At 51.2% G+C, this 25,471-nt stretch carries 22 protein-coding genes; 11 read left to right on the forward strand and 11 right to left on the reverse strand.

The window, feature by feature from the left end:
* Positions 1–93: 93 nt before the first annotated feature.
* Both G535_RS13120 and G535_RS0106770 read left to right on the forward strand, forming a co-directional pair.
* Positions 94–1,005, forward strand: coding sequence for an ABC transporter ATP-binding protein (locus tag G535_RS13120; RefSeq protein WP_034727843.1), 912 nt, complete (start codon positions 94–96; stop codon positions 1,003–1,005).
* On the forward strand, positions 1,002–2,186 hold the full coding sequence (locus G535_RS0106770) for an ABC transporter permease (RefSeq protein ID WP_026861371.1): 1,185 nt from the start codon (positions 1,002–1,004) through the stop codon (positions 2,184–2,186). Before G535_RS13120 ends, G535_RS0106770 begins: the two co-directional genes overlap by 4 nt.
* Here the strand turns inward: G535_RS0106770 and G535_RS13870 are convergent.
* Both G535_RS13870 and G535_RS0106780 read right to left on the reverse strand, forming a co-directional pair.
* Positions 2,148–3,251 carry a GGDEF domain-containing protein gene (locus G535_RS13870; protein ID WP_157981190.1) on the reverse strand — a complete coding sequence of 368 codons (1,104 nt, stop codon included), beginning with the start codon at positions 3,249–3,251 and terminating at the stop codon, positions 2,148–2,150. The two genes, G535_RS0106770 and G535_RS13870, sit on opposite strands and share 39 nt — an antisense overlap.
* A complete protein-coding gene (locus G535_RS0106780; RefSeq protein WP_026861372.1) occupies positions 3,232–5,244 on the reverse strand; it encodes an alpha/beta hydrolase family protein in 2,013 nt (670 codons plus the stop codon). The genes G535_RS13870 and G535_RS0106780 overlap by 20 nt, the downstream gene beginning before the upstream one ends.
* 110 nt (positions 5,245–5,354) lie before the next feature.
* Here G535_RS0106780 and G535_RS0106785 point away from each other — a divergent pair, with 110 nt between their 5' ends.
* On the forward strand, positions 5,355–7,133 hold the full coding sequence (locus G535_RS0106785; protein WP_026861373.1) for an SLC13 family permease: 1,779 nt from the start codon (positions 5,355–5,357) through the stop codon (positions 7,131–7,133).
* Here the strand turns inward: G535_RS0106785 and fabR are convergent.
* The gene (gene fabR, locus G535_RS0106790; protein ID WP_026861374.1) at positions 7,099–7,722 is read right to left on the reverse strand and encodes an HTH-type transcriptional repressor FabR; all 624 of its coding nucleotides are present in this window, start codon (positions 7,720–7,722) and stop codon (positions 7,099–7,101) included. The genes G535_RS0106785 and fabR overlap by 35 nt on opposite strands.
* 183 nt (positions 7,723–7,905) lie before the next feature.
* On the opposite strand from fabR, the gene G535_RS0106795 reads away from it, so the two are divergent.
* Positions 7,906–9,051, forward strand: a complete 1,146-nt coding sequence (locus tag G535_RS0106795; protein ID WP_026861375.1) for a fatty acid desaturase — start codon at positions 7,906–7,908, stop codon at positions 9,049–9,051.
* A 15-nt stretch (positions 9,052–9,066) separates the two neighbouring features.
* On the opposite strand, the gene G535_RS0106800 is transcribed toward G535_RS0106795, so the two are convergent.
* The 5 genes from G535_RS0106800 to G535_RS0106820 all read right to left on the reverse strand — a co-directional run bounded on the left by G535_RS0106800 (position 9,067) and on the right by G535_RS0106820 (position 16,162).
* Positions 9,067–11,400 (reverse strand): Tex family protein, encoded by a 2,334-nt coding sequence (locus G535_RS0106800; RefSeq protein ID WP_026861376.1) that lies wholly within the window; start codon positions 11,398–11,400, stop codon positions 9,067–9,069.
* A 55-nt stretch (positions 11,401–11,455) separates the two neighbouring features.
* Entirely contained in the window at positions 11,456–13,471 is a 2,016-nt protein-coding gene (locus G535_RS13130) for an LTA synthase family protein (protein ID WP_051207009.1), read from the reverse strand.
* Positions 13,472–13,536: 65 nt separating this feature from the next.
* Positions 13,537–14,028, reverse strand: a complete 492-nt coding sequence (gene greB / locus G535_RS0106810; RefSeq protein ID WP_026861377.1) for a transcription elongation factor GreB — start codon at positions 14,026–14,028, stop codon at positions 13,537–13,539.
* Between the two features lie 74 nt (positions 14,029–14,102).
* The gene (locus G535_RS13135) at positions 14,103–15,488 is read right to left on the reverse strand and encodes an ATP-binding protein (protein ID WP_051207012.1); all 1,386 of its coding nucleotides are present in this window, start codon (positions 15,486–15,488) and stop codon (positions 14,103–14,105) included.
* Positions 15,485–16,162, reverse strand: coding sequence for a response regulator (locus G535_RS0106820; protein WP_026861378.1), 678 nt, complete (start codon positions 16,160–16,162; stop codon positions 15,485–15,487). The genes G535_RS13135 and G535_RS0106820 overlap by 4 nt, the downstream gene beginning before the upstream one ends.
* A 194-nt stretch (positions 16,163–16,356) precedes the next feature.
* Here G535_RS0106820 and ompR point away from each other — a divergent pair, with 194 nt between their 5' ends.
* Both ompR and envZ read left to right on the forward strand, forming a co-directional pair.
* A complete protein-coding gene (gene ompR / locus G535_RS0106825) occupies positions 16,357–17,079 on the forward strand; it encodes an osmolarity response regulator transcription factor OmpR (protein WP_026861379.1) in 723 nt (240 codons plus the stop codon).
* A gap of 6 nt (positions 17,080–17,085) precedes the next feature.
* Entirely contained in the window at positions 17,086–18,420 is a 1,335-nt protein-coding gene (gene envZ / locus G535_RS0106830) for a two-component system sensor histidine kinase EnvZ (RefSeq protein ID WP_026861380.1), read from the forward strand.
* Here envZ and sthA read toward each other — a convergent pair.
* On the reverse strand, positions 18,417–19,823 hold the full coding sequence (gene sthA, locus G535_RS0106835; RefSeq protein ID WP_026861381.1) for a Si-specific NAD(P)(+) transhydrogenase: 1,407 nt from the start codon (positions 19,821–19,823) through the stop codon (positions 18,417–18,419). The two genes, envZ and sthA, sit on opposite strands and share 4 nt — an antisense overlap.
* Before the next feature lie 138 nt (positions 19,824–19,961).
* Between sthA and nudE the strand changes: the two genes are divergently transcribed.
* Positions 19,962–20,519, forward strand: a complete 558-nt coding sequence (nudE, locus tag G535_RS0106840) for an ADP compounds hydrolase NudE (protein WP_026861382.1) — start codon at positions 19,962–19,964, stop codon at positions 20,517–20,519.
* Positions 20,506–21,348 (forward strand): 3'(2'),5'-bisphosphate nucleotidase CysQ, encoded by an 843-nt coding sequence (gene cysQ, locus G535_RS0106845; RefSeq protein ID WP_275069082.1) that lies wholly within the window; start codon positions 20,506–20,508, stop codon positions 21,346–21,348. The genes nudE and cysQ overlap by 14 nt, the downstream gene beginning before the upstream one ends.
* Here the strand turns inward: cysQ and G535_RS0106850 are convergent.
* Positions 21,317–21,538, reverse strand: coding sequence for a YheU family protein (locus G535_RS0106850; RefSeq protein WP_026861384.1), 222 nt, complete (start codon positions 21,536–21,538; stop codon positions 21,317–21,319). The two genes, cysQ and G535_RS0106850, sit on opposite strands and share 32 nt — an antisense overlap.
* Positions 21,539–23,425 carry an ATP-binding cassette domain-containing protein gene (locus G535_RS0106855; RefSeq protein ID WP_026861385.1) on the reverse strand — a complete coding sequence of 629 codons (1,887 nt, stop codon included), beginning with the start codon at positions 23,423–23,425 and terminating at the stop codon, positions 21,539–21,541.
* Between the two features lie 27 nt (positions 23,426–23,452).
* On the opposite strand from G535_RS0106855, the gene G535_RS0106860 reads away from it, so the two are divergent.
* Genes G535_RS0106860 through G535_RS13140 form a run of 3 tightly spaced genes read left to right on the forward strand, consistent with a single transcriptional unit; the run spans position 23,453 to position 25,441 of the window.
* A complete protein-coding gene (locus G535_RS0106860; RefSeq protein ID WP_051207014.1) occupies positions 23,453–23,728 on the forward strand; it encodes a YheV family putative zinc ribbon protein in 276 nt (91 codons plus the stop codon).
* A gap of 23 nt (positions 23,729–23,751) precedes the next feature.
* Entirely contained in the window at positions 23,752–24,174 is a 423-nt protein-coding gene (locus G535_RS0106865; protein ID WP_034727847.1) for an MAPEG family protein, read from the forward strand.
* Between the two features lie 13 nt (positions 24,175–24,187).
* A complete protein-coding gene (locus tag G535_RS13140; RefSeq protein WP_034727850.1) occupies positions 24,188–25,441 on the forward strand; it encodes an MgtC/SapB family protein in 1,254 nt (417 codons plus the stop codon).
* Positions 25,442–25,471 lie beyond the last annotated feature (30 nt).

Below are 25,471 nucleotides of genomic sequence, written 5' to 3' on the forward strand. Positions count from 1 at the left end.
GAAACATTCCCACACAATTCATTAACAAAACCTCACGGAAAATAGACTGCGCTATGGGATAATGCCGTAACGATAACTAAGGAGTTGGCATTGATGTACATAGAAGCACAGTCGGTCAGCAAGGAATACGCAACTGTTCGCGCCGTAGACAAAGTGAGCTTGGTTGCGCAAGGTGGTGAAATCCTCGCGTTACTCGGACCTAATGGTGCCGGTAAATCTTCCCTAGTACGCATGTTGGTGGGGCTTACTCAGCCTGATGAAGGCGCGATCATCTATCGCTCGGCTGCTGATGGCAGCGCACAGAGCTTGGCGACCGAAGCCTTTGGTTACTTGCCCGAAGATCGCGGTCTTTATCTTGACCGCACCATTGTCGATAACCTGAATTACATCGCCCGTTTGCGTGGTTTAGATAAAGCGACGGCGAAGCAAAACATTGAGCACTGGTTGGCGCGTTTTGATTTATCTGAGCGGGCGACCGAACCAATGCGGCAACTGTCGAAAGGGAATCAGCAAAAGGTGCAGTTAATTGCGACCTTACTGCATAACCCGAAGTTGGTGATTTTAGACGAACCTTTTTCAGGGTTAGATCCGGTTAACCAAGAGTTTGTCTTACGTGTGCTGGAGGAGCTGCGGACCGCGGGCACCACCGTCATTTTGAGTGCGCATCAAATGGCTCTGGTCGAGCGTATGGCGGATAAACTGATGTTGATGAATAAAGGTAAGGTGATTGCGCAAGGCAGTTTGCCGCAAGTGCGTCAGCAACTTCAGACGCAGCAGAGCTTAATGGTGGAATTTAGCACTGACGTCGACGCCGAAACCGTTGCGCAGGTGCCAGAAGTGCAGGCGGTGGAATCACTCGATAGCCGCAATTATGTGTTGCAGTGTCAAGATAGTGTGGCGCCAGAAGCGCTTTTGGTGGCTTTGCAAGGCTGCGCGCCGGTCGTGCAATTCAGTCGGCAGCAACATAGTTTACATGAGCTTTATTTACAGGCGGTGCAATCATGAGTCGTTGGTCACAAGTACGTCGCATTGGCGGCTTCGAATTTCGTCGCTTTTTTAAATGGAAGCAGGAGCTCTTCTCGCTGGTATTAATGGCGGCACTATTTGGTGCCTCATTTGGCTGGAGTGTGCTGAAGGATGCCTTAGAAGAAACTCAGCAGATAGCGGTCACCTCAGAAGTGCGTTTGCCGGAACTACGCAATATTGCCTGGGATTACGTGCCGGCAAGTGAGCAGTTGACGCAACAATTAGGCGAGCGATACAACGGTATTCTGCATGTTGTGAGTAGTCCTGAACAAGGCTATGGTGCGCAGTTGACCGTCACCAGTAGCGCCGGTTGGCAAGATCGACTCGAGGCTCAGTTGCAGCAGTGGTTACAACAACAAAAAATGCGTGCGCTGCCATTAAGTGAAAGTGATATTGTCATGCTTAATACGCCGATCGCTATTGATGTGACGGTGCAGCGTGAAAGCACCGATGAAGTTGAAAGTCAGTCGACGGGCAAGGCGATTTCATCCATCATTCTGGTGAGTATTATGGTCGGTGTGTTTGGCAGTTTTGGTTTGATGATGACGGCCATTACGCAAGAGAAGCAGCAGCGAGTTACCGAGCAACTGCTAACCTTGATCACGCCAAGTGAGTGGATGGACGGTAAGATTTTAGGGATCACGCTACATTCTTTAAAGAGCATGGCCACCGTCGTAATCATCATGCTGTTGGTCACTGTGCTGTTTACTGTTATTGGCGGTGACGCCTTGAGCTTACCAGCGATTTCTGCCAGTGGCGTTATTTTGGCCCTGCTCTTCGCGTTGGTGGGATTGGTGATGATCAATGCCATGATGGCCGGTTTTGCTGCGACCATTGATGATCCGAACCATTCTGGCCGCCCGGTCGTTATGCTTATCCCTGGGTTGTTTGTTGCCGCTGGTTTTGGGGTTATGGACAGTTTGCAGGGCGTCTTGGCGCAATTTTTGAGTTGGTTCCCGCTGACCTCGTTCGCGGTCATGCCTTTGCGTGTTGCCGATGGGGGCGTGGTCTGGTGGGAGTGGGCCGGTAGCTTGGTCTTGTTGCTATTAACCACCTACGTGATTCGTTCTGCCGCAATTCGCGTGTTTCGTCTTGGTATCACCATGTATGGCAAAGAGCCGTCATGGCGTCATATTGGTCGCGCGTTGATCGGTCGTTAATTCTACTTCGGTGAGCTCCGCATCGGTGACGGTGCGGTTGCGGCCTGAAGTTTTGGCCGCATACAACGCTTGATCGACGCGTTGCATTAAGCTTGTGGCATCGTCATCGCTGCGCACGCAGGCGACGCCAAAACTACTGGTAATATGAATACCATTGCGGAACTTAAACGCCGCAATGGTATTGCGTAGCTTTTCCGCCAACATTTTGGCTTGGTCACAGTCAGTGTTCGGTAGCACGAGCAAAAACTCTTCACCTCCCCAGCGGCCAATGAGGTCAGAATTGCGTACCGAGTTGCGTAACAATTGCGCCATTTCAATCAAAATCACATCACCGATCGGATGTCCGTGAACATCGTTAATGGTCTTAAAGTGGTCGATATCACCCAGAATCAAGCAGAAGGATTCGTCGTTTTGCCGTCGCATACGTAGGGCATTGCCTAGCGCTCGATCAAGTTTGGCTCGGTTCGCGAGGCTGGTCAGTGGGTCGGTCGTGGCAATGTATTCGAGTTTTTGATTGTGTTTTTCAAGGTAGTGAAACGCCTCGGCTCGGGTCTTTTCGATATGTCGTAAAATAACAATAAGCGCTGCGGTTGCTGTGAGAATATTGAGCAGAGAACGCAGTGTAAATGGTGCAGGTTGCCATAACGCAGCCACTTGATTGACGTAGGTCAGGCATCCGCCAATAACAAGAATACTAAGAATATAGCCCCAGGTGCGACCTAATAAGAAAAATACGATAGGCGGGTAAATCGAAAGCCAGTACAGCGCGTACCCTTGTCCTGCAGAGCGGACGATGTAGAGCACTAGGAGTGTCGCTGTGGCCAAGGCAACCACCAGCGAAATGACGGAGGTATCGGAGGGACGGCGGCGTAACCACGCGGTTCCGGCTAAGGCGAGGGTACTACTGATAAAGTGGTAGAGTGCAAGCGTGGGCTTAGCAAATAAGAATTGGTTAATACAGCCAAGAAGCAAAAAGCTAACGAACATTACCCAAAGTAATGCTCGGAGGAATTGGACCCGCCGGTACAGCGGGTCCTGCGGGTCATTAATTGAGTTGTTCCGCATGTGGTAACTCATGAGCTGGTGCTTCTGATTTACCTTCTTTCAAGAAGCTGTCCATCCAACGCATCAAGCGCATGCTGTAATCAAGTTGTGCAGCGACACGACGGTTGCCGTGGCCTTCACCTGGATACAAGACCAAACGCACCGGCACGTTACCGTGTGTTTTCAGGTAGCGATAGAGCTCCATTGATTGGCTAGGGTGGACACGCGTGTCCTCTTTACCATGCATGATAAGAATTGGCGTACGTGCTTTCTCAGCGTGGTAAATAGGGCTGCGCTCTAAATACCATTGCCACTTTTCCCATGGGTAGCTACGCGCGTGAACGGCGTGCATTTCTTTGGCGATGTCGGTGGTACCGAACTTTGAAATATTGTCGCTAATACCGACAAACATAACGCTTGCTGCCCAATGCTCGGTTTGCGCTGTGGCGCCCCAAGCTGACGCGAAACCACCGTATGAGCCACCGGTGATGCCTGCTTTATTGGTATCCACTAAGCCCATTTCGACCAAATGGTTTTTGCCATCAACGAGATCGTCAAACTCTTTCCCTGCATAGTCGTTTTGTCCCATTTTCGAGAATTCAACGCCACGGCCTGTGCTACCACGGTAGTTCGGGAAGAATAAAACATAGCCCTGTTGAGCGGCATATTTGACGGGGCTACCGTAGCGGTCAAGCCAACCGTTGCTGTAATGCGATTCTGGACCACCGTGCACCACAGTGATCAGCGGGTAACGCGTACCTTCTTGGTAGTCGGTTGGGTAGACCAAAATACCTTCCAGCTCAACGCCATCGCGCGCTTTGTAGCGGATGGTTTCTTGCTTAGGTTGAGTAATGTCGGCCAACCAAGGGTTTGAGTCAGTTAAGCGAATCAAGCTCTGGTTTTCAATGCGGAATAGCTCCGTCGGATGACTAGCACGGTGTGCACGGGCAAAGACCGCAGATTGATTCGGAGTTGCCTCGATATCGACCACAATAGCTTCACCTGGCTCTAACAACGAGCGTGTCTCTAACCATTGCATGGTAATGGCACGCACTTCACTTTCGGTACCGATGTGGCCAAGGTAAATCAATTCGTCATTCCGACGCCAATCGATATCTTTCACGTGACCAGGATAGTCCGGTAGTACGTCACGAACACTGTTATCATTTTGCGTGTCAAACACGTACAGACGGCCACTTGATGGGTCGTTGTAGTCTGCTGAACCAATCACTGCCAGATAACGACCATCCGGCGAGAATTCTGCTTTGCCTAACTTGCCGACGGTAGAAAACGTGCTTTCTTGCGCGCCTGCAAAGGAGACCAGCTGATACGCGCTGCTCATGTAATTATCGTCAATGAGTGCCGTTGGCGCAGTGCGCAATAAAAGCTGCTCATGGCCCGGACGGAAGGCAATCGAGAGCACCTGACGGTCGCTCGTCAATTGCGCCGCCATCGGCGCGTCGTTACTAAGGTCAACGAGCCAGGCGTGGGTAAACTGATGTTCTTCTTCATAAACTTCTGCTTTGAAGCCTTTTTTCACCAACTCTTTGTCGGTTTTATCGGCTTTCTCTTGCGCGGTGAAGGCAAGGTAACGCCCGTCTGCACTGAGCGCATAGTCACGGATGCTACTTTCATGACTAAACACGCGTTGTGCTTCGCCGCCATTTAAAGCGATTTTGTAGAGACTGGTATATTTGTCATCATCACGCTTACTGGTGAAATAAATAAATTCACCGTGCACCGTTACATCACGGATGCTTTGTTTATCAGCAATAAATGGAATAGGGTCGTTTTCACCGCGAACGACGAGTAACTCTAAGAAGCTACTCCCATCATCGTCCACATACGGCGTACGTGGAAGGACACGTGTAAATGCAGCAGTTTGGCCATCATTACTCACTGCGACGCTATTCACAGATTGCGTGGTCACCGTTTCTTGCAGCGTGATGTCACGCGCAAGAACCGAGAAGCTAAGCGTTGCGCACAAGGTGGTTAGACCGAGTCGAAGGAACATCTTATTCTCCTATAGTTTTATTTTTCATGAATATAGTAGCAGTAAAACTATTGACTTCCCATGAAATCACGCCACTCTAACCATGACAAAGATGATCTAGGAAGCTGCGTATGGCAGAGCAAATATGGATAGGGCTTATCCTTATCACGGCATTGGTACTTTTTGTAGTCGACCGCTGGCGCTATGACTTTGTGGCGATGGGGGCATTATTTGCCGCAACGATTGTTGGTTTGATCCCGCGAGAAGAAGTGTTCGCAGGCTTTGGGAATGCCGCGGTGATCACCGTCGCTGCAGTTTTAGTATTGAGCCACGCCCTCTGGCGCTCCGGCGTGGTCGACATGATGGCCAGTAGCGTTAAGCAGATGGGCGACCAGGTGTGGTTACAAATGATTGTATTGACCGGGTTAACCACCTTTGTCTCCGCGTTTATCAGTAATACTGGCGCCATGGCGATTATGATCCCTGTAGCCTTGCAATTGTCGCGTAATGGCGCAGGACATGCGTCGCTCATGCTTATGCCAATGGCGTTTGGCTCATTGCTCGGTGGTACCATTACCATGATTGGTACCCCGCCAAACATTATTATTTCTGATATTCGCGCGAGCCATGGCGCCGAACCATTCTCGATTTTTGATTTTACTCCTGTCGGTATTGTCGTTGCGTTAGCTGGTCTACTGATGATGTGGATCACGGCACGTTGGTTGGTGCCGCGGAGTAAAAGTCGTGATACCTCCAGTTCACCCTATGATGTGAGTGCCTATCTGACCGAACTGTATTTACCTGAAGGTGCATCTTTGGTGGGGCATACGTTATTTGAATTTGAGTCGAAGATTAAAGAGAACTTTGCGGTGGTTGCCATTAAGCGTGGTAAGCAAACACTCTCTGCACCCCCCCGTTATCAGCGCTTGCGTGCCGAAGACGTCGTGATTGTCGAGGCCGATGCAGAAACCTTGCAGCAAATTCTTGATGTGACCAAATTTGAATTGAACGCTGAGCAAAAGCTCGATACGCGCTTTTTGGTGTCTGATGAGATTAAGGTCATTGAAGGGATTGTCGGGCATGACTCGCGTCTGATCGGCCGCTCTGCGGCTGATCTGCGCTTGCGTCATCGCTTTGGCGTCAATGTGTTGGCGGTTGCACGAGAAGGTCAGCCGCTGAAACCCAGCTTATCCGATGTGCGCTTTAAACCGGGTGACGTGTTGTTGTTACAAGGTGATGCTGAAGTCTTGAACGATGTATTTAATCGCTTTGGCTGCTTGCCGCTCGCGCAACGCGGCCTGCGCTTGGGGAAAAAGCGTCAACTACTGTTGCCGTTGGGGATTTTTACTGGAGCTATTCTCGCCAGCGCTCTCGGATTACTGAGTGTTCCGGTCGCCTTCAGTATGGCGGCGGGCCTGATGGTGTTGGCGAAAGTTATTCCTATTCGCGAACTCTACGAGCATATCGAATGGCCAATTATTGTGTTGCTTGCTGCAACCATTCCACTAGGCGGCGCATTAGAACGTAGCGGAGCGGCAGATACGCTGGCTGGTGCTGCTTTGTGGGTGAGTCAGGGCGCACCAGGCGTGGTAGCCATTAGTTTGTTGCTTACGGTGACCATGTTGCTGTCGAACATCATTAATAATGCTGCTGCAGCGGTCCTTATGGCGCCGATTGGGATAAGTATGGCGAACTCACTAGAGGCATCGCACGATCCTTTCCTAATGGCTGTCGCTTTAGGCGCTGCATTACCATTTCTGACGCCGATCGGGCATCAATCCAATATTTTAGTGATGGGCCCAGGCGGATATCGCTTTGCTGATTACTGGCGTTTGGGACTGCCACTTTCTATTGTCGTCGGTATTGTTGCGGTGATTATGATTTCAGTGACTTGGCCAATGCACGGGTAGCTTCAGCGCCTCGCGCGACAATACGAACTTGGGCGATGGTCGTCTCGAGGAGTTCTTGGCGCTCCGCGGGCGAGGCATCAAGAGCGTCGGCGCCGGCGCTAAACACAATACGAGCAATTGCGTCGGCATGCAGTTCGGCCAAGTCGCGGTCGAACTGCTGTTCGTCGACCAGATAATCAACCAATTCAGCAGTAAAGTGTTCAACTTCGCGTTGCACGGCTAAACGGAACTCACGTGAGTTTCCCGATTTTTCTTGGAGCAAAAGCCGAAAAATAGCGGTGTTGTTATTCACGAATTCCATAAACGTCGTGACCGACGAGCGAATGATGGAGCCGCCTTTGGCGATTTGTTGGCGTGATTGGCGCAGCAGTTGCCGCAAGGTTAATCCGCCTTCATCGACTAAGGTGAGTCCGAGCTCTTCCATATTTTGAAAATGGCGGTAGAACGACGTCGGGGCAATCCCAGCTTCACGAGCAACTTCGCGCAAACTCAGCGACGCATAGCCATGCTCAGCGCTGAGCTGGTTCATCGCCGCTTGGATGAGTGCCCGCCGCGTTTTCTCTTTTTGTGCTGCGCGTACGCCTGCCATGACGCTTCCTTTAGGTGAGATTTAGCTAGAAACGTGAATTATGTCAGTGAACGTGTGTTCACGCAATTCATCGATTTTTACCAAATAACGGTTGCACCCTAATCCAAAGACGTTTAAATTCAGCGTACACGTGTTCGCTAATATTGGCTGAAGAACACGCCTGTAGTTTGAAATAGGTTTTATATGTCGACGACACACGCTAAAAAGCCGAAAATTATTTGGCTCAATACTCTCGTTTTTGCGATTACTTTTCTTGTAGCTGCTATCGGTGTTCCTTGGTACGGCTTTACCCACGGTTTTTCGTTCGGTCTGTGGATGGCGCTGCTTGGTACCATCGGCTTTGCCGGTATCTCAATTACAGCGGGCTACCACCGGTTGTGGGCCCACAGAACTTATGATGCACATTGGTCGTGGCGGATTTTGTTCGCCTTGGGCGGTGCGCTCGCAGTACAAAATAGTGCGCTGCACTGGTCTTCTGACCATCGTGAGCATCATAAACACGTTGATGACAACGACAACGACCCGTATTCAGCGAAGCGCGGTTTTTGGTATTCGCATATTGGTTGGATGCTGCGCGAGTACCAAGCTGCGCGTTACCACGATTACAACAACGTCAAAGATCTGCAAAAAGACCCGATTGTGATGTGGCAACATCGCCACTATTTAGCGCTCACGCTGTTGACGACGATTGGTTGGCCGGTGGCGATCGGGTGGATGCTCGGAGATATTTGGGGCGCCGTGATTTTGGTTGGTTTTGCGCGTTTGGTGATCAACCACCACACCACTTTTTTCATTAACTCTTTGGCACATATTTGGGGTAAGCAAACCTATACCGACCGCAATACTGCGCGGGACAACGGTTTTCTCGCTTTGTTGACCTTTGGCGAAGGCTATCACAACTACCACCATATTTTTGCGGCGGACTACCGTAACGGTATTCGTTGGTGGCAGTTTGATCCAACCAAATGGTTGATTCGCACGGGTTCTTGGTTAGGGTTAACGCGTAACTTAAAGCGCGCGAACGGCTACCAAGTCGAGAAAGCAAAGCTTGAGATGCAGTTTAAGAAAGCGAAGGCACAATCAGATGTAGGTTGTGAGACCACCTTGGCCAAGCTGCACGATGAATTTGATGCCTTGTTGCTGCGTTTACGTGAGTATTATCAGGTGCGTAAGCAACTTCTTGATGGTAAAACCAAAGCTTTGGCAGATCATATGCCGACGCTGGACGAGCTGCAGCAAAAAGTTGCGGAACTACGTGATGCTTTACAACAGCATAAACGCGCATTCCGCAACTTGTTACAGCAACAACTGGCACAACAAGCCAGCTAAGCTAAAGCGAAGACGTTACTTCTTCGCTTTGGCAAAGGCTTCGGCAAAGGCCGATCCCATTGCTGAGTTCCCGACCGGCTGCGAAGCTTTCGCCGCCGGTTTTTTCTTGCCTTGGGATGCAGCAGATTTGCCCTTGCCGACGCCAGCGGTTGCAGCTTTCGCTGGCGCGCTGTGAACTTCATCATCAAGACGCATGGTCAGACTAATACGCTTGCGTGCTTCGTCGACTTCCAAAACTTTCACTTTGACGATATCACCAGCTTTCACAACTTCACGCGGGTCACTCACAAAGGTGTTCGACAAAGCACTCACATGCACAAGACCGTCTTGATGAACGCCAATATCGACAAAGGCACCAAAGGCCGCAACGTTAGAAACCACGCCTTCAAGGGTCATGCCCGGACGTAAGTCTTTGAGCGTATCGACACCATCTTTAAAGGTGGCGGTTTTAAACTCTGGTCGAGGGTCACGGCCCGGCTTATCCAGTTCGGCAATAATGTCGCGAATGGTCGGCTCACCAAATTTTTCATCGGTGTAGGCTGCTGGGTCGAGTTGCTTTAAAAAGCTACTGTCGCCAATTAATTGCTCTACTGCTTTGCCGCTGGCCTGCGCAATCTTTTCAACCACAGCGTAAGCTTCTGGGTGAACGGCTGACTTATCCAGAGGCTGAGCGCCGTCCATGATACGTAAGAAGCCTGCTGCCTGTTCAAACGATTTAGGTCCCATTCGGGCGACGTCGAGGAGTTGTTTACGCGTTAAAAAGCGACCACTCGCATCACGATGGGCGACAATATTTTGCGCCAAAGTTTTGTTCAAGCCGGCAACCCGTGCCAACAACGCCACTGAAGCTGTGTTGACGTCAACACCAACGGCGTTTACGCAATCCTCGACAACGGCGTCGAGGCTGTGGGCCAATTGGGCCTGACTGACATCGTGCTGGTATTGACCGACACCAATTGACTTCGGCTCAATTTTGACGAGCTCAGCCAGTGGATCTTGTAATCGTCGGGCGATGGACACGGCGCCACGCAGGGCAACGTCTAACTCTGGAAATTCTTGGGCAGCGAGTTCTGACGCTGAGTAGACTGAGGCGCCTGCTTCGTTAACGATAACTTTGTTTACTTTAATGGCGCTGTTGGCTTTGAGCATATCGCTCACCAACTTGTCAGTTTCTCGTGAATAAGTGCCGTTACCAATCGCGATCAGCTCAACTTTATGCTGCTGACACATCCCTGCGAGGGTGCGCATTGCTTTGTCGACTTGGTTTTGCGGCTGGAACGGGAACACGGTGTTGGTGCCAAGGACTTTCCCTGTGCTATCAACAACAGCTACTTTAATCCCGGTACGAACACCTGGATCAAGCCCCATCGTGGTTTTTGCTCCTGCTGGCGCAGCCATCAAGAGGTCATTTAGGTTACTTGCGAAAATACCAATGGCGTCGGCCTCTGCGCGCTCGCGCACACTGCCGAATAACTCAGTTTCCATATGCAGCAACAACTTGATGCGCCAGGTCCATTGGATGGTTTGCGTTAACCATGCATCGGCAGGGCGATCTGCGGCAACGAAACCAATATGCGTAGCAATCAGTTGTTCGCCGTAGCTACGGGCTTTCGGGTCTTCTTGCTCAGGATCTGGGTTGAGCTTTAATTGCAAAATGCCTTCATTACGGCCGCGGAACAGGGCGAGGGCTCGGTGCGATGGAATTTTTTTCAACGCTTCGCTAAAGCTGAAGTAATCTCGATACTTGGCGCCTTCTTGCTCTTTGCCAGGAGCGACGTTACTGGTGATCTCTGCTTGCTGCCAAAGGTAATCGCGGACTTTCTTCAATAACGCGGCATCTTCAGCAAAACGTTCCATCAGGATAAAGCGTGCACCTTCTAGCACCGCTTTACTATCTGCAAAGCCTGCGTCGGCGTTGAGGTATGCGGTGGCTTCTTGCTCAGGGTCACGCGCTGGGTCTGCTAGGAGCAGATCGGCCAGCGGTTCCAGCCCCGCTTCAATGGCGATTTGTCCTTTGGTACGGCGTTTCGGCTTGTATGGTAAATACAAGTCTTCCAATTCGGTTTTCGACTGCGTTGCGAGAATGGCTGACTCAAGTTCTGGCGTGAGCTTTTCCTGCTCACGAATACTTGCCAAAATAACGTCACGGCGGTCGTTGAGTTCACGCAAGTAACTCAAGCGTTGTGCCAGTGTACGTAGTTGGGTGTCGTCGAGGCCACCGGTGGCTTCTTTTCGATAGCGTGCGATAAAGGGTACCGTGGCACCGTCGTCGAGCAGCGCGATAGCAGCTTGAACTTGTTGCGAACGAACCGCGAGTTCATTGGCAATCTGCTGAGAAATCGAGCTCATGAATAATGTCTCTCTGTTGGTTTACTGCGTAAATGTTGCCGCAGTATACCAGTCCTTATTTGCTCGAGGCGACCTCCGCAACAGGAATTTGCTGTTGATTTTGGGTAAAACGTAGCAGCGCTTCGGGAACTTGGTAGCGCTGCTCTCGATAGAGCCAGCTCGGCAATAACGCCCAATGGAGTGCTTGCTGATGCTGCGTTTCGTCTGCCGGTTGTAGCGCGCTGAGTTGCTTGGATGGTTGATGATAAAGCCCTGTGAGCGTTGCTTGTTGTGGGCGCAGCAGTGTAACTTGGGCGCTGGTGTTGTCGTCATCTCCTTGCAGATAGGCAAAGGTCTGGTTGAATTGTAAAAAGGCACGGTTTGCCGGTGGCAGATCGGAGCTTAGATCTTGACCAAGGGTTGGTAGATAGCCGGAAACGCCTGCCAGTGACAGTAGCGTGGGAGCCAAGTCAATCTGGCTCGCAATTTCGGTCAGGGTGTTCGGGGTTAAATCAGCGCCTAAAATCAGGCCAGGAATATGGAACTTATCGACCGGTACCAGCGCATCGCCGTATACGCGGTTGTCATGATCAGCGACAACTAAGAACAGAGTATCCTGCCAATAATTGCTCTGTTGCGCTTGGCTAAGGAATTGCCCTAACGCATGATCCGCATAACGCACAGCGTTATCGACATTTTGGGCTAAATGCTGCAGCCCATCATTGAGCGCATTCTCCGGAAGTTCAAAAGGCTCGTGATTCGACGAGGTAAAGATGAGGGTGAAAAAGGCTTGGTCAGTGGCATGTAATTGACTCAGCCGTTGGTGCGCTTTGTCAAAGAGGTCAGCATCACTTACCCCCCAACTGGAGACAAAGTTTGGATTGTCGTAGTCATTTTCATCAATGATGGACTGCACACCGTTCCCGGTGAAGAAACTCCGCATATTGTCAAAGTGTGATTCGCCACCGTAAATAAACTCGGTGTGGTAGCCCTGTGCTGCCAACATGCTGGCCATAGTAAAGAAATTGCGCTGGGACAAACTAAGTTTGACGGTGCTGCGAGCGGGGGTGGGTAAAAAGCCACTGACCACAGCTTCGATCCCTCGTACTGAGCGTGTCCCTGTGGCATAGAGTTGTTCAAACCACCAACCTTTGGTCGCCCATTGTTGCAAGTTCGGAGTTAAACCACGCTCAACAAAGCCATAGCCCATACTTTCTTCCAAGATGACCACAATATTTAGGGGGTGCTTGCGTTCGGCAGAGGCTTGTTGCCAATGTACGGAGGGGTATTCGGCGCTCGGAAACTCGGTCCCTTGAAAGTAGTCAATGGTGGGGATGAACGCACTCAGTTGGTCAGCATTGAGTGCCCCATAAACCTCACTTGCGGCTGCCTCGTGGCGCAGATTGTAAAGCGCATAACTTACTGAATAGGGTGAACTAATGGTCAAAGAGTTGACCAGCGGGTCGCCACTGAGTGCGAAAAACGAGGGGTTGGCCGGCCGATGTGCCAGGGTTGAACGTATCGCCAATAAACAACAGAGCAGTAAGAGAGGCCATACTGCGAGCGTAGGCCATAACGCAGATCGGCGAGCGTGAAACCATGGGCGTTGCACGAGAATGCGCAGCCCCCATGCCGCAGCTACGGCAACAACTAAGGTGGCAATCACCCAGCCTCGAAACCCTAACCATAAGGTGCTGATAACTTCTTGGGGATAGAGCAGGTACTCCACGAACAAGCGATTGGGTCGCACATCATATTGGGCGATAAAAGCGGGGGTCGATGCTTCGATAAAAACCAGCATAAGTAACCAAAGTACGGTCCAGATCTGCAAAAAAACTTTACCAAAGCGTTGCAGCGCAGGGAGCTGAAAAAAGGGCATTAACAGCAATGGAAGCAAGGTTAAATACCCCATCATGATGGTGTCTGCTCGGATGCCTGCAAGCAACAGTGACGGCCATTGCTGAACCGCGGTAACGCGCTCCGCAAACAGCACAAAAAGCACCACGCGACTGGTACTAAGTATTCCTAATCCGCCAAGGAAAAAGAAATATAACGGGCGATAGGTACGAAAGCCTGACAATAACCAATGCATCTTCAATGCGCTCCTGTTCAATCTTCCGGAGCACTATTGCAATGAAAACTTAAGAGAAACTTAACCTATCGTGTGGCTTTGGTTTTTTCGTAGACGATGCTGTTGATGTACCAGCGATGCCGTCCAGTCGGCGTGTTGACTTCGAAGTCGTCGTCGATTTGCTTACCGAGCGCAGCGCGCGCCATCGGCGCATCAATCGAGATAACGGTATGGCTGTCGTAAATCTCGTCAGGGCCAACGATGGTAAAGGTGCGTTGGTCGCCATCATCATTCTCAATCGTGACCGTTGCGCCAAAAAATACTTTCCCTTCTTGAGCCGGGGCATAATCAACGATTTTCAGCACTTCCAGACGCTTGCGTAAAAAGCGAATGCGGCGGTCGATTTGCCGTAGTTTTTGCTTGTTGTACTTGTAATCTGCATTTTCGGAACGATCGCCAAGGCTGGCCGCCCAAGTCACTTTTTCGGTGGTTTCACGACGCTCGACCCGCCAGAGGTGATTGAGTTCTGCTTGCAACTGTTGGTAACCTGCACGAGTAATTAAGTTGGTCTTTGCCATGGCGCTAGGGGCGTTGTCCTTGTGGAAAAATGTCGATGCTACGATGGTCGTTGCTGAACTGCAACTCCCATCGATTAGCTCGGGTCAAGCAGCGGGAAATCCAGCTGAACTGCGAGCCCGCCAGCGGGGTAATTGGCAAAGCTAAGTTGAATGCCATGCAACTGGGCAATCCGTGTGACAATCGAAAGGCCAAGTCCAGCGCCGTCGATATGACGTGTTTGGGGGTGACGAAAGAAGCGCTCGCCTAAGCGCGCCAATTCACTCTCTGGCACGCCAGGTCCGGAGTCATGTACGCTGATCCGCAAAAAGTTGCTTTCACGGCGGCAGCTGACCGAGACAACGCCGTCATCGCCGCTATATTTGGCGGCGTTTTGGAGCAGGTTCCGAAATAGCACTTCAAGCAGGGTGGGTAAGCCATAAACGATGCAATCATCAGTGATCGACAGTTGCCATTCACAGGTCTCAGTGACATGGTCAGGTAAGTCGGCGAGCACTTGCAAGAGCAACTGTTGCAGTGGCACGGCGTGCAATTGTTGCTGATGTAAGGTGGTTCCTTCTAATTTCGTTAGCAACAGTAGTTGATTCACAAGGTGCGTTAAACGTTCAGTAGCGCGCTGCACTGCACTAATACTGGCGGGGTCATTGGGATCAATTTGCGCCGCATGGAGTTTCAGTGCGGCAAGGGGCGTGCGTAGTTCGTGTGAGGCATCAGCGATAAAGTTCTTTTCGCGTTGTAAATAATCGTTGATACGTCCAAATAAGGCATTAATATTTGATTGAATTGGCACCAATTCACTTGGAAGCTGCGCATCTAGAGGCAGTAAGTCATTGGCATCGCGCTGTTGCAGCTGGGTTGCGAACTGGCGTACCGGCCGCAAAAACCACACCACAATAACCAGAATTGCGAGTGACAGTGGCAGCCAGGTTAGGAACACAACCCAGAGCTGATCCGCGGTAATATAGGTGGAGAGCTCCGAGCGCACATCTTCGCGTTGGGCTGTGTAGATCCATGTTTGCGTCTCAGGATCAAAATAACTAAAGCTAATCCATGTGTAGCCGTCAATGGGCAATTCATGATAGCCCGCCTGAGGTTTTGAAATCGGTTGTGTCATGGCATTTTCACTGGCCACCAATAAGTGCTGTGTTGTGCTCCAGACTTGAAAGGCTAACTTTCGTTCGTAAGGATGTCCGTCACGCTGGCGTTCATCCCCCCGAGCCGCATATTCCGCTGGAATAGGTGGCAACTCAATCGTCCGAACAGTGCCATCTTGCGGTAAAAAACCGGGATCGTGGATAAGGCTTTTGATCATCCGAGTGGTTTGGGCTAGCTCAGCATCAAACACTTCATCGAGCTCATGTTTGGTCATATGGTAGTTAAACCACGCGCCAAGCGCGAGGACCAACAGCACCACGAAATTCGTTGCAAGCAGGAGTTGGCGTCGCAAGGAGCGTCGGATCATAATGACAGTCCTTGGTAATCCTTGTTCAATAAATAGCCGACGCCACGGACGTTACGTAACACGTTTTTACCGAGTTTCTTGCGCAGATGATGAAGGTGTACTTCGATAGCGTTGCTCTCAACATCGGAGTCCCACCCATACACCACTGACTCGAGGTGCTCGCGCGAAAGAATGCGGTTGGGGTGCAACATAAACTCTTTTAAAACCAGCCACTCACGGCGTGTTAGCGCAACCGCTTCGTGGTTCACTGTGACGCCTTGCGAGGCAAGGTCCATGGTAATGCTCCCCCATTGTAATTGGTCATTGGCGCGCCCTTGCTGGCGCCTTACCAAAACTCGAATACGTGCTTCAAGCTCGCGTAAGTCAAAAGGCTTCACCATATAGTCATCGGCACCTGCATTGAGCGCTGCCACCTTTTGTTCGATGGTGTCCCATGCAGTCAGGATTAAAATGGGGAGGGCAATGTTTTGCTGTCGAACATAACCAATTAACGGAATTGCGAGGCCATCGGGCAAGCCGAGGTCGAGTACCATTAGCTCAAAAGTATCCGTGCTCAACGCACTTTCGGCTTGCTTGCGTGTCAGGCAATGCTCCACTTGATAGCCTTGCTTCTGCAGCCCGGAAATGATGCCATCGGCAATTAATGGTTCGTCTTCTACAAGTAATAGGCGCATGTTATTTAGCTCGATGAGGTATACCACTATCATGATGCACTTTTTCACTTAAGCCAAACTTAACACGTCATTGTGTGCCCAAGGACACACATTTGGAAACAATATGCTGCAGCGATTGCCCCCTCTGTTGATTGGCAAAGCAGGGGGCTTCTTTTATAGTTGTAACAATACGATAACTTCGAAGGATGTCCTGCATGTCACAAGAAACCTATAAAGTCTTAGTGGTCGATGACGATGCACGCTTACGCAGCTTGCTTGAGCGCTATCTTACCGAGCAAGGATTTTATGTGCGATCGGCGGCGCAAGGTGAGCAAATGGATCGACTGCTTGAACGTGAGAACTTTCATTTGATGGTGCTCGACTTGATGTTGCCCGGCGAAGATGGTCTCTCTATCTGTAAGCGCCTGCGTCATGATGACAATGATATTCCTATCGTAATGTTAACGGCCAAAGGTGATGAGGTTGATCGCATTATTGGCTTAGAGCTCGGGGCAGACGATTATTTGGCGAAACCCTTTAACCCACGCGAACTGCTTGCTCGCATTCGTGCGGTGTTGCGTCGACGTGGCAAAAGTGTGCCAGGCGCCCCGGCAAGTGACGATGAAGAAATCGTGTTTGGCGAGTTCCGACTGAATCTGGGAACCCGTGAAATGTTCCGCGGTGACGAGCCTATGCCACTGACCAGCGGTGAGTTCGCAGTGTTAAAAGCTTTGGTAACACATCCGCGTCAGCCAATGTCGCGCGATAAATTGATGAACCAAGCTCGCGGTCGTGATTATAGTGCCCTAGAACGTAGTATTGATGTGCAAGTATCACGTTTACGGCGCATGCTAGAAACGGATCCGGCGAACCCTCGCTACATTCAAACGGTTTGGGGGCTTGGTTACGTGTTTGTCCCTGACGGCGTCAAGAAGTAGACCTGAATGCGCTTTTTTCCACGCTCTGCGTTTGCGCGTACGGTCGCGTTAATCGCCTTACTGCTGCTGATCAATCAGGTGGTTTCCTATGTGATGGTCGGTTTATATGTTGTGAAGCCGAGTATGCAACAAATCAGTGCTGTGGTTGGCAAGCAAGTGCAAGGTATCTTAGTGCTTGATGATTGGTTGAACGAGCACAGCTTGTCGACCGAAGAAAAACAAAGTCTCGGCAAACGTTATACCGAAGCCGTGGCAATTGATGGCTTTAATCAGCAAGAGGCAGAAGCTGAGGGGTTGAATCAGGCGTCAACCTATCACTTTTTATCTGAGCAGATGAGCCATTACCTGTCATCTGAAACCGAAGTGCGTATCTCGCAAACGGACAATTATTATGTCTGGGTGAAAACGGAAGCCTTGGCGGGTTCTTGGCTGCGTATTCGTTTGGATACCCTCGATGAAGCGAGTTTTTCGCCACTCTTGTTTTATCTTATCTTGATTGGTGGCTTAAGCGTGCTGGGCGGCATGTTGTTTACCAATTGGCAGAACAAACCGCTCAAGGCGTTGGAGGCAGCGGCTGAGAAAGTGGGACGCGGTGAATATCCCGATGACTTACCTGAGCAAGGCTCGACCGAGGTGATCGCGGTAACCCGGGCGTTCAACCAAATGACGCAAGGCGTGAAAGGTCTTGAGCAAGACCGTGCATTACTGATGGCAGGGGTGTCACATGATTTGCGTACCCCGTTAACCCGCATTCGCTTGGCTACCGAGATGATGGAGCCGGGTGAGGATTACTTGGCCGAAGGTATCATTAATGATATCGATGATATGAATGCGATTATCGATCAATTTATCGACTATGTGCGCGTCGATACACACGCAGATAGCGATAGTGAAAACCTGAACCACTTGATTGAGGATGTGGTTGGGCATATTCCCGATAGCTGGCACTCAAAAGTCACGGTACGCTATGGCGACATGCCTAAAGCAATGGTACGTAGCATTTCAATTAAACGGGTGATGCTGAACCTACTGGAAAATGCTGAACGCTACGGACATCAACGGATTCTTATTGAGACCGGTTTTGACCGTCGCCGAGGTCGGGTGTGGGTGACCGTGAGCGATGATGGTGAAGGTATTCCAGCTGGGCAAATTGAACATGTACTGCAGCCCTTCACGCAGGGCGACAAGGCAAGGGCGAGTAAAGGTTCTGGGCTAGGGCTTGCCATCGTCAAGCGCATCATTGAGCGGCATGGCGGGCGTATCGTGTTTGGCCGTAGTCAGCAGCTAGGCGGCTTGGCAGTTCGTTTTGAACTGCCCGTCGAAGCGCACTCGTCGGCTTAATCTCGGATACGATTGAGGCCATTGAGGGCCGCAACGCGATAAGCTTCCGCCATGGTTGGGTAGTTGAAGGTGGTATTGACGAAATATTCAATCGTGTTCCCGCCGTGCTTTTGTTCCATGATCGCTTGGCCGATATGAATGATTTCGGCGGCTCGCTCACCGAAGCAGTGAATGCCGAGCACTTCTTTTGTTTCGCGATGGAAGAGTAACTTTAAGCTTCCTACTGCCATGCTTGAGATTTGCGCGCGGGCAAGATCTTTAAAGTGCGCGCGACCCACCTCGTAAGGTACTTTTTGCTGTGTCAGCTCTTCTTCAGTTTTACCCACAGAACTGATCTCTGGAATGGTGTAGATGCCCGTCGGGATATCACTAATGAGGCGTTGTTCACAGTCACCGAAGCACATGGCTGTGGCGCAAATGCGGCCTTGATCATAGGCGGCTGAAGCAAGTGATGGGTAGCCGATGATATCACCGACTGCGTAGATGTTTGCAACGCTGGTTTGGTATTGCGCCGACACTTCTAATTGCCCACGGTGGTTTGGCTGTAAGCCCACATTTTCAACCTTGAGTTCTTCAATGTTCCCCGAGCGGCCGTTCGCATAGAGCAAGCAATCGGCATCAAGGCGTTTACCTGATTGCGTGTAGAGGGTTACACCGTCTTCGTGCCCTTCGATACGCTCATACTCTTCGTTGTGGCGAATGACCACACCGCTGTTGCGCAGGTGATAGCTAAGCGCGTCGGAGATCTCCGCATCAAGGAACGACAACAACCGCTCACGGGTATTGATGAGATCAACTTTCACGCCAAGGCCACGGAAGATACTGGCATATTCACAGCCAATCACACCTGCACCGTAAATAATGATGCTGCGCGGCTCATGCTTGAGTGACAACACGGTGTCTGAGTCGTAAATGCGGGCGTGGTTAAAGTCAACGTCAGCAGGGCGATAGGGGCGCGAGCCCGTAGCGATCACGATTTGCTTCGTAGTGATGTAATCAACCGAACCATCGGCTTGCGTCAATTTGAGTTTGTTCTCGCCTTCGAACGAGGCAACGCCATGCAGGACAGTAACGCCATTACGCTGATAGAAGCCGCTGCGCATTTGTACTTGTTGCTGAATGACGCCTTGCGCGTGGCGTAAAATGTCAGCAAAAGACATACTGCGATGGCCACAACCTGCGGTAAAAAGAGGATTGGCGTTAAACTCAATTAAGCGACTTACGGAATGGCGTAAAGCTTTCGATGGGATGGTTCCCCAGTGGGTACAACCACCGCCGAGCGACGCATATTTTTCAATCATAGCGACGCGACGACCGTTTTTCACGAGTTGCATCGCTGCCCCTTCACCACCTGGGCCGCTACCGATGACAACAGCATCAAATTGTGTCGTTTCTGCGCTCATGAAAAGCTCCTCTTAGTTGTACCACTTCTGACGAGTCGCTATAGTAACCGATAGAGCAGGATAAGAGCCAGTAATGCTAGTTTATTCTGGGTATCAGTAGAATAGATTCTTGTAGCTAGTGGGTAGGGACAACAACCTATGAGCCGAAAAGTAGTGCCGGAGATTCTGCAGCGACAGTTGGTTGCTAGTAGTCGCCTATTACGCATTGAAGCGGTGGATTTGCGTTTCAGTAATGGGGTAGAACGCCAATTTGAGCGGATGCAGAGCAGCGGCCGAGGTGCGGTGATGATCGTACCTTTTATTGATGATGAGACCTTGATGCTGGTGCGCGAATACGCCGCAGGACTTCACAACTATCAATTGGGCTTTCCAAAAGGCCTTATTGACCCAGGAGAGACGCCTGAGCAGGCGGCCAATCGAGAGCTCAAGGAAGAGATTGGGTTTGGTGCGCGCAAGCTCATTCCATTAAAAAGTGTCACTATGGCGCCACAGTTTTTTGCCGCCACCATGCATATTTTCATTGCCAAGGATTTGTATCCCGAAACGCTTGAAGGTGACGAACCAGAGCCATTGGAGCAGGTTCCTTGGTTGTTGAGCAAAGCCGACGCACTTATGGCACAAGAAGACTTTACCGAAGCGCGCAGTATCGCTGCGTTATTGATGACTTTAAAGGAACGTGAACGTGGACATTGCTGAGCAGCGCCGTCAATGGCTGGAAGGAGCGACGGCAATTGCACGTCGGGCGGGGCAATTAGTGATGGAGCTCTATGAAGAGCAGGCCTATCAGACCTTTCAAAAAAGCGATGCGTCGCCGGTCACCAGTGCCGATTTGGCTGCACACAAATTGATTGTTGAGGCGTTGCAAGAGCTAACGCCGGAGATTCCGATCCTGTCGGAAGAAGGCAAGCACCTAAGTTTGGCAACGCGGCAAAGTTGGCCGCGTTATTGGCTTATCGATCCTATTGATGGTACGCAGGAGTTTATTGCGCGCAGTGGTGATTTTACCGTGGTGATTGCTCTGGTGGAGCAGCATCAGCCGACCTTAGGGGTAATTTACTGGCCAGCGGGGGAAAAGCTTTACTACGCGCAACGTGACGTCGGAGCTTTTCGTTTGGATCATCAAGGTGAACAACGCTTACAGGTTCGCAAGTTGGCGAATCCAGCATCCGATCCGGTGATTCTCGCAATCAGTCGACGGCAACCTCGCGAGCGCGTATTTCAACGCATGACCTCGGACCGTGAGCTGACGACCTTGCCAGCTGGCAGTTGCTCATTGAAAGCCTGTATGATCGCCGAAGGCCAAGCGGATTGTTTTTTGCGGGTGGGGCCCACCGGTGAATGGGACACGGCCGCGGCGGAGGTGATTGTCGGAGAGGCTGGCGGCTCGATTGTCAGTGAACATTTCGAAGCACTCACCTACAACGTTGAAGAACAGCTCGGCAATCCTAATTTTATAATTGTCGGTGACCCAGCCGTTGCGTGGCGTGAAATTTTCACGCACCATCAAACTGATCCGCGGGCATAATATTTACGGTTTCATGAAGTTCAGACCAAACCAGTACGGCAGTACCTGCACGAAGCTGCTGTCGTACATCTTCTACTTTTTCCGCGAGGGACTTTTCGTCTTCACCGTAATCCGTGCCTTCGCGCAGTACGAAGGCTTCCAATAAGGCGTCTAGGGTGGCGGCCTCAAGTTGTTGCCAAGGAATGAGCATTTAGTCCTCCAGCTCCATCTCTTGCAGCGCTTCTTCTGCAGCCATCCACTGTTCTTCGGCCTGTTGTAATGCTTGTTGCGTGGTTGCTTGCTGGCGCAATAAGTCAGCTAAAGTGTCTTTGGCTGCGGCCTCATACAACGCGTTGTCAGCCAATTGACTATTCAGTTGGGCGAGCGTGGCTTCGTGCTGATGCACTTCGTTTTCATAGCGCGTTACCGCATCTTTGAAAGGCTTTAACCGTTTACGCCGTTCGGCTGCTTGACGTTTTTCGGCTTTGCGATCGACTTTACCACTGCTTTGCGTGGTGGAGGGTTGGCTTTGCTGCTCTTGGAGCCACTGGTGGTAGCGTTCAAGGTCGCCGTCAAAGGTCGCGACCTGGCCGTCAGCAACCAATAAAAACTCATCAACAGTGGTCCGCAACAAATGACGATCGTGCGAAACAATCACCATCGCCCCGGCAAAGTCTTGTAAGGCAAAAACCAAGGCTTCGCGCATGACGCTATCGAGATGGTTGGTAGGTTCATCGAGCAACAATAAATTCGGCTTTTGATAGACAATCATTGCCAGGACAAGGCGGGCCTTCTCACCCCCTGACATCGGTGCCACCAAACGCGTTGCTTGGTCTCCGGAAAAGCCAAAGCCGCCTAAAAAGTCACGTAGTTGTTGTTCGCTAGCGTTTGGATCAAGGCGCTGGATATGTTGTAGCGCGGTCGCGTCGCTATCGAGGGTTTCGAGCTGATGCTGGGCGAAATAACCAAGCTTAACGCCAGGGTTTAGCGCCACTACGCCATGTTGAGCTTGTAATTCACCCGCCAGCAACTTAACCAAGGTCGATTTACCCGCGCCGTTACGGCCGAGCAAACCAATCCTGCTGCCGGGGACTAAATTAAATTTGATCGAACGTAAAATAACGGTGTCACCGTATCCAGCCTGCACATCTTCGAGAGTTAGCAAGGGCGTTGGAAGTTGCTCTGGTTCACGAAAGCTGAACTGAAATTGACTTTGTGCCACCAAAGGGGCGCTGCTGCTCAGACGTTCTAAGGCTTTAATGCGACTTTGCGCTTGCCGTGCTTTGCTCGCTTTATAGCGGAAGCGGTCGATGTAGCTTTGTAAATGTTTACGTTGCGCCTGCTCTTTTTCAAACTGCGCTTGCTGTTGCGCTAACTGCTCAGCGTATTGGCGTTCAAAACTGCTGTAGTTGCCGCTGTACGAGGTTGCTGTTTGGTGCTCGATATGAATGATGTGCTGGCACACCGCGTCAAGAAAATCGCGGTCGTGTGAAATCAGGAGCAAGGTTCCCGGAAATTGCTGCAGCCAATCTTCGAGCCAAAAAATTGCGTCAACATCAAGGTGGTTAGTGGGTTCGTCAAGCAGCAATAAGTCCGCGCGTGCAATCAGTGCTTGCGCGAGGTTGAGGCGCATCCGCCAGCCCCCGGAAAAGGCTTTCACCGGCTGCTGAAATTGCTCAGCTCGAAAGCCTAAGCCGGCAAGCAATGCTGCAGCTCGCGCTTGTGCATCATAGGCACCAATGGTGGCAAGTTGGTCATGTAATTGCCCCATAGCGTGGCCGTCATCGGCTGCTTCAGCGTGTCGGAGTTGTTGCTGGAGCTGACGTAGCTCGGTGTCACCATCAAGCACATACTCGAGGGCGGGTTGATCAAGCCCAGGCGTTTCTTGCTTCACGCTGGCAATACGCCATTGCTTCGGCACTTGGCAATCGCCTTGCTCGACCTGCAGCTCACCACGGAGGAGCGCAAATAACGAAGATTTGCCGGTGCCGTTGCGGCCAACAACGCCAACGCGATGCCCCGGGAAAATAGTGGCATTGGTGTTTTGCAGCAGAATAGTACCGCCGCGCATCAGCATCAAATCACGGATTGCGATCATGAAAAACCTTGTGCTTGGTGTTGCGAAATGAATCTGCGACAATTATACCTGATGCAAGACGAGGTGAATATGGCGCGAGTGCGGAAACGTTTTATCGCCGGGGCAACCTGCCCGGCGTGTGGAGCTGCAGATACCCTGCAGCTATTGATTAGTGAAAATGCGGCCGGTGAGCAGCAAGAACAGGTGCAGTGTGTCAGTTGTCAGCATCGCTTTGCGGAGCGTCAGCAAGAAGAAACGACACAAGCTGCGGAAGCAAAACCTGTGGATGACGCCGCTATTATCGGGCTTTTTAAACCAGAATAATCTTCTTTGAACAAGGAGTCGTTATGTTTTCTGCAAGTACCACAGTGATCGCGGGCCTATGGGTGATTATCGTTACCTTGATGGTGCAATGGGCTGTTGCTGCCGCAGTTAAAGCTAAGCAACCGGGCGCCGTCCCTGGCAAGGTGCCAGAAGGCATCAGTCATAACTCGTTGGTGTTTCGTACCCATCGAACCTTCATGAATTCCTTGGAAAATGTGCCGATGTTCTTAGCCAGCGTGTTTTTAGCACTGTTTGCTGGTGTTAGCTCGGCATGGCTCGGCTATTGGGTGGTGCTGTTTGCGGCGGCGCGGATCATTCACATGGTGTTGTACTACGCAATTGCGACCGAGAAAAACCCTAGCCCACGCAGTTGGTTCTTTGTCCTGGGTGCGATAGCCAACATCGCGGTACTGGTGCTCATTGCCCTCGATGCTTTAGTAGGATAGTGACGTGACGAATATGCCCTTACTGGAATTGGCCTACGCGCTTGCCGTCGGGTTGATCATCGGTCTTGAACGGGGGTGGAGTCAACGCGGCCGAGGTGAAGGTCAACGCTTCGCCGGCATGCGCACCTTTGCGATTGCGAGTCTTTTAGGCGGGGTTGTTACCTTGGTGAGTGAGCGGGTCGGCGGTAACTATGCGTTGCTGGTCTGGCTGGCGGTGTTTGTTGCCGTGGCTGCATTAGCGGTGGTGGCACATGTCATTGAAGCACGCCACGATGCCGACTTTGGGATTACCACGCCGCTCTCCTTATTACTCACTTTCGTTTTAGGCTCGTTGTGTCTATTGGACTTAGTCGATGTGGCTGTGTCGGTTGCGGTGATCGCCGCGCTTTTGCTTGGTTTAAAGCCAGTTCTGCACGGTTGGCTGGAGCGTTTGCAGCAGCGTGAGCTGCTGGCAATTTTGCAAATGCTGGTGATAAGTGTGGTGATGCTACCCGTATTACCGAATCAAGGCTACGGGCCTGGTGAAGTACTGAATCCCTATCTGATCGGCTGGATGGTCGTGCTCATCACCGGGATCTCCTTTGTCGGTTACTTTGCCATTAAATTGCTGGGAAGCCATCGCGGCCTTATGTTAACCGGGTTGCTCGGTGGTTTAGCCTCGTCGACGGCAGTTACCTTAACCATGGCGCAATTAGGTAAAGTCCAGCAGCACGGGCATAAACTCTTTGTCGCGGCGACCCTATTGGCGGCGGGAACGATGTTCCCACGCATGCTGGTCGAGATTGCCGTGGTGAATCAGACCTTGCTGCAAAGCTTGGCAGCGGCGTTGCTAACGATGACAGGGGTGACCTATTTAGGCGTCGCTTGGCTGGTGTTTGGCAAGCAAGAGCAGGCGGCCGCCTCAGAGATTTCGGTGGCGAATCCGTTTGATATTATTACCGCGTTGAAATTTGCAGCACTTTTAGTGGTCATATTATTAGTCGCGCATTATGCGCACCAGTATTTTGATGCCTTGGGCGTTTACGCTGTAGCTGCAATTTCGGGGTTAAGTGACGTTGATGCCATTACCCTATCATTGGCGAAGCTATCGTCAAATGGCCTTGCGATTGAGGTTGCCAGTCAAGCGATTTTACTTGCGGCAACGGTGAATACCATTGTTAAAGTGGGGCTGATCATCAGTCTGGGTCACCCAGCGATGCGCGCACCTATGGTGCTTATCGCCCTTGTCGCTTTAATTGCTGGTTGGTCCGTATGGTGGCTCGGTTAACACGACCACTGGAGTGGCAGGCAGAATTCA

Source organism: Pseudidiomarina sediminum DSM 21906 (assembly GCF_000423165.1).
Taxonomy (GTDB): domain Bacteria; phylum Pseudomonadota; class Gammaproteobacteria; order Enterobacterales; family Alteromonadaceae; genus Pseudidiomarina; species Pseudidiomarina sediminum.

Bases quoted from the DNA above. Each gene is read 5' to 3' on its own strand.
- G535_RS13120 (WP_034727843.1), top strand. From the start codon at position 94: ATGTACATAGAAGCACAGTCGGTCAGCAAGGAATACGCAACTGTTCGC.
- G535_RS0106770 (WP_026861371.1), top strand. From the start codon at position 1,002: ATGAGTCGTTGGTCACAAGTACGTCGCATTGGCGGCTTCGAATTTCGT.
- G535_RS13870 (WP_157981190.1), bottom strand. From the start codon at position 3,251: ATGCGGAACAACTCAATTAATGACCCGCAGGACCCGCTGTACCGGCGG.
- G535_RS0106780 (WP_026861372.1), bottom strand. From the start codon at position 5,244: ATGTTCCTTCGACTCGGTCTAACCACCTTGTGCGCAACGCTTAGCTTC.
- G535_RS0106785 (WP_026861373.1), top strand. From the start codon at position 5,355: ATGGCAGAGCAAATATGGATAGGGCTTATCCTTATCACGGCATTGGTA.
- fabR (WP_026861374.1), bottom strand. From the start codon at position 7,722: ATGGCAGGCGTACGCGCAGCACAAAAAGAGAAAACGCGGCGGGCACTC.
- G535_RS0106795 (WP_026861375.1), top strand. From the start codon at position 7,906: ATGTCGACGACACACGCTAAAAAGCCGAAAATTATTTGGCTCAATACT.
- G535_RS0106800 (WP_026861376.1), bottom strand. From the start codon at position 11,400: ATGAGCTCGATTTCTCAGCAGATTGCCAATGAACTCGCGGTTCGTTCG.
- G535_RS13130 (WP_051207009.1), bottom strand. From the start codon at position 13,471: ATGCATTGGTTATTGTCAGGCTTTCGTACCTATCGCCCGTTATATTTC.
- greB (WP_026861377.1), bottom strand. From the start codon at position 14,028: ATGGCAAAGACCAACTTAATTACTCGTGCAGGTTACCAACAGTTGCAA.
- G535_RS13135 (WP_051207012.1), bottom strand. From the start codon at position 15,488: ATGATCCGACGCTCCTTGCGACGCCAACTCCTGCTTGCAACGAATTTC.
- G535_RS0106820 (WP_026861378.1), bottom strand. From the start codon at position 16,162: ATGCGCCTATTACTTGTAGAAGACGAACCATTAATTGCCGATGGCATC.
- ompR (WP_026861379.1), top strand. From the start codon at position 16,357: ATGTCACAAGAAACCTATAAAGTCTTAGTGGTCGATGACGATGCACGC.
- envZ (WP_026861380.1), top strand. From the start codon at position 17,086: ATGCGCTTTTTTCCACGCTCTGCGTTTGCGCGTACGGTCGCGTTAATC.
- sthA (WP_026861381.1), bottom strand. From the start codon at position 19,823: ATGAGCGCAGAAACGACACAATTTGATGCTGTTGTCATCGGTAGCGGC.
- nudE (WP_026861382.1), top strand. From the start codon at position 19,962: ATGAGCCGAAAAGTAGTGCCGGAGATTCTGCAGCGACAGTTGGTTGCT.
- G535_RS0106850 (WP_026861384.1), bottom strand. From the start codon at position 21,538: ATGCTCATTCCTTGGCAACAACTTGAGGCCGCCACCCTAGACGCCTTA.
- G535_RS0106855 (WP_026861385.1), bottom strand. From the start codon at position 23,425: ATGATCGCAATCCGTGATTTGATGCTGATGCGCGGCGGTACTATTCTG.
- G535_RS0106860 (WP_051207014.1), top strand. From the start codon at position 23,453: ATGAATCTGCGACAATTATACCTGATGCAAGACGAGGTGAATATGGCG.
- G535_RS0106865 (WP_034727847.1), top strand. From the start codon at position 23,752: ATGTTTTCTGCAAGTACCACAGTGATCGCGGGCCTATGGGTGATTATC.
- G535_RS13140 (WP_034727850.1), top strand. From the start codon at position 24,188: ATGCCCTTACTGGAATTGGCCTACGCGCTTGCCGTCGGGTTGATCATC.